This is a genomic window from Paenibacillus sp. E194, assembly GCF_000935845.1.
Taxonomy (GTDB): Bacteria; Bacillota; Bacilli; order Paenibacillales; family Paenibacillaceae; genus Paenibacillus_B; species Paenibacillus_B alvei_B.
Genome location: NZ_JMDX01000262.1, coordinates 1 through 7,405 on the forward strand (window position 1 = coordinate 1; position 7,405 = coordinate 7,405).

Annotated in this window: 9 protein-coding genes; 7 read left to right on the top strand and 2 right to left on the bottom strand. The window is 48.8% G+C overall.

Features of this window, described 5'->3' with window-relative positions; genetic code table 11:
- The 3 genes from AZ66_RS24480 to yfkAB form a co-directional block, all read left to right on the top strand.
- A partial coding sequence (locus AZ66_RS24480; RefSeq protein ID WP_269433132.1) for an MMPL family transporter occupies positions 1–1,184 on the top strand: 1,184 nt, incomplete at its 5' end.
- A 7-nt stretch (positions 1,185–1,191) separates the two neighbouring features.
- Entirely contained in the window at positions 1,192–1,500 is a 309-nt protein-coding gene (locus AZ66_RS33430) for an MMPL family transporter (protein WP_269433133.1), read from the top strand.
- Positions 1,501–1,569: 69 nt separating this feature from the next.
- A complete protein-coding gene (gene yfkAB, locus AZ66_RS24485) occupies positions 1,570–2,733 on the top strand; it encodes a radical SAM/CxCxxxxC motif protein YfkAB (RefSeq protein WP_082061714.1) in 1,164 nt (387 codons plus the stop codon).
- Between the two features lie 47 nt (positions 2,734–2,780).
- On the opposite strand, the gene AZ66_RS24490 is transcribed toward yfkAB, so the two are convergent.
- Complete coding sequence (locus tag AZ66_RS24490; RefSeq protein WP_021259021.1) at positions 2,781–3,761, bottom strand: YpdA family putative bacillithiol disulfide reductase; 981 nt, start codon at positions 3,759–3,761, stop codon at positions 2,781–2,783.
- Between the two features lie 215 nt (positions 3,762–3,976).
- On the opposite strand from AZ66_RS24490, the gene AZ66_RS24495 reads away from it, so the two are divergent.
- From AZ66_RS24495 to AZ66_RS24505, 4 genes are all read left to right on the top strand, one after another.
- Entirely contained in the window at positions 3,977–4,687 is a 711-nt protein-coding gene (locus AZ66_RS24495; RefSeq protein WP_044357263.1) for an HAD family hydrolase, read from the top strand.
- 147 nt (positions 4,688–4,834) lie between these two features.
- Positions 4,835–5,386 carry a hypothetical protein gene (locus tag AZ66_RS24500; RefSeq protein ID WP_044357264.1) on the top strand — a complete coding sequence of 184 codons (552 nt, stop codon included), beginning with the start codon at positions 4,835–4,837 and terminating at the stop codon, positions 5,384–5,386.
- 122 nt (positions 5,387–5,508) lie between these two features.
- Positions 5,509–5,712 (top strand): hypothetical protein, encoded by a 204-nt coding sequence (locus AZ66_RS33075; RefSeq protein ID WP_231587032.1) that lies wholly within the window; start codon positions 5,509–5,511, stop codon positions 5,710–5,712.
- Positions 5,713–5,763: 51 nt separating this feature from the next.
- Positions 5,764–6,552, top strand: coding sequence for an LD-carboxypeptidase (locus tag AZ66_RS24505; RefSeq protein WP_231587033.1), 789 nt, complete (start codon positions 5,764–5,766; stop codon positions 6,550–6,552).
- A 62-nt stretch (positions 6,553–6,614) separates the two neighbouring features.
- Here the strand turns inward: AZ66_RS24505 and AZ66_RS24510 are convergent.
- Positions 6,615–7,405: YheC/YheD family protein (locus AZ66_RS24510; RefSeq protein ID WP_044357267.1), on the bottom strand; the 791-nt coding region annotated here is incomplete at its 5' end.

Here is a 7,405-nt window from a genome sequence, read left to right on the forward strand (position 1 = left end):
TTGGCATTGATTATGCGCTCTTCATTGTAAGCAGGTTCCGAGAGGAACTGGCCAAGCAATCTTCTGTTGAGCAGGCTGTCGCCATGACGGCGCAGACCGCAGGTCAGTCCATTTTATTTTCTGGTGTTGCGGTGCTGATCGGCTTAATTGCCATGCTGTTTATTGATTTATCATTGTTCCGCTCGTTGTGCATTGGCGGCGTTATCGTGGTCATGATGTCAGTCACAGCGGGGAATACGCTCCTTCTGTCACTATTAAGTGTACTCGGCGATAAGGTGAACAAGTTCCCTATCATTCCTGCTCGGTGGAGAAGCGCCGAGAAGACGAGTGGCAGTGAACTATGGAGCCGTATTGCACATGGTGTGATGAGGCATCCCGTAGGGATCGTTCTGTTGCTCACAACTGCATTGGCTGCATGTGCATGGCCGATAGGTAGTATGAAGATTGGGATACCGGATGCAGAGATGCTGCCGCCGAAGTACGAATCGCGATACGGTGCAGAATTGATGAGAGAAGCGTATAATGAGCAGGCATTGAATCCAATTCAAATCGTTGTGGAGACGGACAAGCCCTATTCGTCTATCGAGACGATACAAGCGATACAGGGGCTAGCATCCCGTATTCAACTTATAGAGGGTGTACAGCGTGTTGATAGCTATGTGGATGCATTAGCTCATTTGAATATTACAGGAGTTGAAGCGCAGGCAGCGGTGTTGTCCCGACCAGAGGTGCGTACGCAGATGGAAGCGAAGATGCCACTTCATGACAAGATGCTTGTGGTGCAAGTGATTGTGAGGCCTGACGTGAAGGGTGATGCTGCGTTCAAGTTAGTGGACGAGCTGCGCCAGATAGATTCAGGTTCGGGATTGAGCAGGAAGTATGTAACCGGAGGGCCGGCGGTTCAGCATGATATCATTGAACGCATCACGACTGCGCTTCCGTATGTGATCGCGTTTATTCTTATCGTGACCTACATCGTGCTCTTCGTCGCATTCCGCTCGGTTCTTCTGCCACTGAAGGCAGTCATCATGAACATGCTGAGCCTTGGGGCAAGTCTTGGCATTGTCGTTCTTGTCTTCCAGCACGGCTATTTGGCTGATCTATTGCATGTAACGTCAACAGGAATGGTGGTAGCGATGCTTCCTGTCATCATGTGTCGTGTTCGGCATATCTATGGATTATGAGGTGTTCTTGCTGTCACGAATCGCGGAAGAGTATGATCGAACGAAGGACAATGAGCACAGCACCGCTCAAGGGCTGATGAAGACAGGCAGTATTATTACAAGTGCTGCTTTCATCTTGATTGTTGTTGTTGGTGCGTTTATTTTCACCGATAACGAGATGATGAAGGCTATCGGTCTTGGGCTTGCAGTATCTGTATTTTTGGATGCTACACTCATACGAGTTCTGCTCGTTCCCGCATTTATGAAGCTTATGGGGCATGCCAATTGGTGGGTCCCGAGCATGTTTCGACGCAAGGAACGGCGAAGTATGCTATAAATAAGTAAGCAATTATTTTCTGCAATAAAGATTGTAAGCAGGCAACTAGAAAGTTAGGTGGAATGAATCATGAATCAATTGCAAGCGGAGAAGGCAGCGAATACGGGGCAAAGAGGAACAGTAGGTCTTAAAACAATTAGTCCAGCCTACGATCCATGGGATCCGATTCGTTCTTTGCAGCAATATGGCCGTCATCTATTGACGAGTGTGGAAATGACTGTGGCCCAGGCATGCAATATGCGCTGCGAGCACTGCGCGGTAGGACACACACTGGTCGCAAATGAGCCTCCCAAGCTGCCGCTTGATCTAATGCTTCAACGTCTTGAAGAGGTTGAGCACTTGGAGACGATAAGCATTACCGGCGGTGAGCCGATGTTCCACGAGAAGACGGTCAAGGAGTATATCGTTCCTCTGTTAAAATACGCACGTGAGCGCGGGGTACGTTCCCAGATCAACTCGAACTTGACGATGGACATGCGCAGATACGAGATGGTCGCTCCCTATTTGGATGTCATGCATATTTCATTCAACTACACATGTATGGAAGACTTCCATGCAGTCGGCTTCACGCACAGCAGCCACGAAGTCAAATCTGGGGCCGCAGGTCGACTGTATGAGCGCATGATTGAGAATACACGCAAGCTGAGTGAAGCAGGCATGTATATTTCCGCGGAATCGATGGTCAACTATCGGACGCATGACAAGTTAAGCGAAATTCATCAGATCATCGATGAAATGGGATGCAAGCGACATGAGGTTCACCCGATGTACCCGAGTTCCTTCGCGGAGAACTTGCCGGTGCTTCCAATCGAACAATTGCGTACCTCTATTCATCGGTTGCTGGATACTCGCAATAAGGACATGTGGATGTTATTCGGCACGCTGCCGTTCTTCTCCTGTAATTCGAATGAGGAGGATCAAGCGCTGCTCCGCCGCCTCCATAGGGAACCAATGGTGACTGTGCGCAACGATCCGGATGGCCGCAATCGATTGAATGTCAACTTGTTTAGCGGGGATATCTATGTTACGGACTTTGCAGATATTCCGGCGTTCGGCAGCATCTACTCAGGCAAGCTTGACGATACATTCAATGCTTGGCTGAATGAACATCCACTCTCCAGAACGGTGGATTGCCATTGTCCGCAAGCATCCTGCTGCGGGCCGAACCTGCTCGTTGCGGAAATGTACTATCGAGGTATTAATTTCAAGGAACGGACAGCGGTCATGTCTTAGTTCATCCATAAGGAAGCGGGTGGGTTCATCGTACCCACCCGCTGCTCTTAACGGGCTTGCTGCTCCAAATGATTCGCAATCAGCTCACCATGATGGCGGCCAGACTCTATAAATATCTCATTGGCATCCCGGCCTGATGAGATGACTCCAGCAACATACAATCCAGGGACATTTGTCTCCATCGTATCAGGATCGAATACCGGTTTCTCGCGATCGCTCTGCAGCTCAATTCCACTAGCAGTCAGCATCGTTCGATCTGGTCTGAATCCGGTCAAGGCGAGGACGAAGTCGCTTGCGATGACATCCGTGCCCCCCTCATTACGCTCAATGTGAACCTTATCAGGTTCGATGCCTACAACTCGAGAATGATAATGCATGTCAATGTGTCCCTTCGCGATCATACTCTCGAAAATGGGACGTACCCATGGCTTAATATGTGCAGTTAACTCATCACCGCGGTATACAACTGTCACCTTAGCTCCAACGCGCATAAGTTCAAGTGCAGCATCAACAGCTGAATTGTTGCCGCCAATAATAACAACATTCATCCCGGCGTAAGGGTGAGCTTCTTGGAAATAGTGCGATACATGCGGAAGTGTCTCTCCTGGGATCCCAAGCATGTTCGGATGATCAAAATACCCTGTTGCAATGACTACATAACGCGCGCGGTGCGAGGTGGATAAGCCGCTGCGTGTCGTAGAATGAACGGTGAACGTGCCATCCTCTTCTTTGTGAACGTGCTTCACTTCTTCATAAGATCGAATTCGCAGCTGATATCGCTCTGCAACTCTGCGGTAGTAGACAAGTGCTTCATCCCGGTAGGGCTTGTCGTGCGGGCTGGCGAACGGCATGCCGCCGATTTCGAGCATTTCCGGTGTACTGAAAAATTGCAAATGGGTAGGATAACGATATATTGAGTTCACGACACAGTGCTTCTCAATGATGAGCGGATTCATACCAATCCGTTGTAATTCTATAGCAGCGGACAGTCCACATGGACCCGCGCCGATGATGATCGCCTGTTCCAATTGATTCGCCTCCGTATGACTAGTTGGTTGCTGTGTAATCCAGTGCCTAGTATATTCAACATCCCTATCATATCGAACGTGAAGGGAAATGGCTATCCTCATCCTGACATATTGATTACAAAACATTTACAATATTACTAATGATTCGACGATCGATGTTGTGTACAATGATGTATAGTCTGTGCAATGACAACCATAGAATTGGAGGGAAAGTAATGACTACATTTTCTGACGTATCTCGTACTGCGAGCACTTTGAAGCGCCCGGAGGCGATGATTTTTGATATGGATGGAACGCTGTTCAAGACAGAGACGCTGTTGATTCCAGCGTACCACAGAACATTTGACCAGCTTCGCAATGAAGGGCTGTTCGTAGGGCCAACCCCACCGGAGGAGCGTATCTTAAGCTCTCTTGGAATGCTGTTAGCAGATATTTGGAATCGGGTTATGCCAGAGTCCAGCGAAGAGGCAAGACTGCGCGCGGATGATCTACTGCTCGAATATGAGTTGAAGGGCTTGCAGGAGGGTGGAACGGAACTGTACCCGCAAGTGGAGGAAACCCTTGCCAAATTGCGAGAAGCTGGTGTAAAGTTGTTTGTGGCAAGTAATGGGTTGGAAGAATATGTGCAAGGTGTCGCTGCTGTGCACGGATTGACCGAGCTATTCACGGAGCTGTACAGTGCCGGAGGACGGCAGACTTCGACGAAGGTGGAGCTTGTAGAGCTTCTGTTGAAGGAGCATGATATCTCCTCAGCATGGATGGTTGGTGATCGCTCTTCAGACGTGGAGGCCGGCAAAGGAAATGGACAAACGGTTATCGGCTGTCAATATGCAGGTTTCGGTGCGGACGAAGAATTGAAGGGCTCGGATGTTCTTATCCATAACTTCGATGAACTGCTGGAATTGTATGCTTCATCGGATCAATAACAACAATTAACAATTATTGAAGGGAAGATAGTAATGAAGAAGTAACGTAAGCATGTACCGTGGTGGGCCAGACCTCCTCCAATGTTTATTGTAGTTGGACAAATGCGTACGCGCGTAACTACTTAAAACATGTGGAGGCTGATTGGAATGAGTAAACCTGAGATGAATGTTGCTATCGTATGTGGAGCGGATTGTGATATGGAGACGCAAGCGCTTCGAGCTACCTTGGAGTACTTTGGGGCTCGGGTGTTTATGTATTGGGTGGGAAAACCGAATGACTTTATCGATGTATTGTCCGGCAAGGATCTGTTCCCTACTACGGATCTCGTTATTTTGAACTTTCATGGTGACGAGGGCCGCTTCGTGATGCCTGAGATTGGTGACGAGGTATATGAGGAAGGGGAGCCGCGTGGTGATTTCGGCAGCGAGGCAGTTCGGCAATTTGCCAAGCTCGATGGCCGGACGGTCGTCTGCAACGGATGTGATCTGGGCAATAAGGAGATGGCTGAGGCCTTCTTGGATGGTGGCTGCCAGACCTATATTGGTCCTGATGATTATCCATATGGGAACAGCACGTTGATGTTCGTCACCCGTTTCTGTTATGAACTGATCCAGAACAAACGAAGCGTTCAGCAGGCTTATGATCTCGCTCGTGCCGCGGACGAGGATACGATGATGTATCAACTGTATACGAAGTAAGAGAGAAGATGTCGCACACTTGTGCGGCATCTTTGCTATGTATGTGAACATAAATAGGGTTGACCCAAGTGGTGAGTAGGGGGTAAGATGGATGGAAAACTTTAGGGGGCGGATGAAATGATTTGTATGCTGAAACCCAAAGATTGAAGCAAGGCTCGAAACTTGCGGTGATATCTCCATCGAGTGGACTCCCATACTTATTTCCAGAAACCTTCGAGCTCGGGTTGAGCAATCTGCGTGAGATGTTCGGATTTGACATTATCGAAATGCCGACAGCTAGGATGGAGCCGACTGAACTGTATCGCCATCCTGAGCTGCGAGCATAGGATATCAACCAATGTTTCGGTGATTCGAGCATCGACGGCATCATTTGTTCCATTGGCGGTTATGAATCAATTCGAATATTGCCCTATTTGGATACTGAAATCATCACGAACAATCCAAAGTTCATTATGGGATTTTCCGATGCAACAACGTTCCTCTCGTACTTGAATCAGCTCGGAATGATCACCTTCTACGGCCCATCGATATTGGCGGGAATAGCGCAATTGCAGCATCTGCCTGAAGCGTATTCAGAGCATCTTCGTGATTTCTTCTTCTCAGATCATTTTCCCTACCACTATGCTCCATATCGAGAGTGGACCAATGGATACAAGGATTGGGGTAACCTCGATACGCTTGGAGAGTGCCGGGAGTTTTACCCTAATGGGGATGGATGGAGGTTCTTACAAGGAAGTTCTGTCCAGCAGGGTGAAGTATGGGGCGGCTGCATTGAAGTACTGGAATTTATGAAATCGACAACGTACTGGCCTGATCCATCGATCTGGGACAATAAGATTCTCTGCTTCGAAACTTCTGAGGAGAAGCCTTCACCGATGCATGTAGGCTACATGCTGCGCAACTATGGGATGCAGGGTGTGTATGAGAAGGTGAAGGGAATTATATTCGGTAGAGCCAAGGACTATAGTGAGGAAGAAAATAAACAATTGTACGACATTATCGTCAATATTGTAGAAGGGGAATTCGGTGCCGGAGATCTGCCGATTGTTGTGAACTTCGACTTCGGCCATACGGATCCGAAGCTTATCTTGCCATTAGGCGGAAGAGTGGAGCTTCGCCCTCATACCAATGAGGTAGTGCTTCTCGAAAACCCATTTCGTGACTAGATGCGAACAACCCACATCACCGTATCCATAGGTACGCGCGGTGTGGGTTGAGCGCTATTATGTCATTTCTGGTCTTTACCGGATGAGAGTGCTCCTTCAACAATGGAGATAGCCGCATCGCCTTGGCGCTTCCCCTTCTGGCGATATAACCATGATGCATATTCCATTGGTCGTGCGATTGCATTCCGATAAGTATCCCGATCCCCGATTCGATGGAACACTTCCCGTGCAGGCTTCGGATTTACTTCGAGCAGCCATACATGCCCCTTGCGGTCGATCGCGAGATCCAGTGCCAATTCACATAAGGCTCCATACTTCTCTTCTAGGAACTGTGCGATCTCGAGACTGATCCTCTCTGCGTCATCCTTCACTTCTGCAATTCGATGCTCATCGCCTATCCATCTGCGGAGCAGTTCATCCATCCGAACCGCCTCTCCACCGCCATGCAGGTTGGACGTGATGCTTTTATTTGCTCCAACCCGACCCGCACAGCCTGTCACTTCCCATTTGCCTTCGCCATTTTTTTGCACGAGCATGCGATAATCATGCACGCGTCCGTTCGGCAGCTTCAGTGCAATTCCTTGTTGGACGAGATAACGATCTCTAGCTCTCCAGGCAGCCAATTTTCTTGCTAATTGGCCAATCGTGAGCTTCTGTGGACGAATAATCCGGCGCTGATGATCACGCCCTTGTACGAATACGGTGGTGGGACTAAGAGACGAACGCTCGATACGCATAATGCCCCTTCCACCTGTACCGTTTATCGGCTTCAAATAGATTAAGGAATGAGAGCGCAGCATACTCTGCAGATCCTGCATTGACTGATATAAGCGGGTATGGCAAGTGCCCTTGA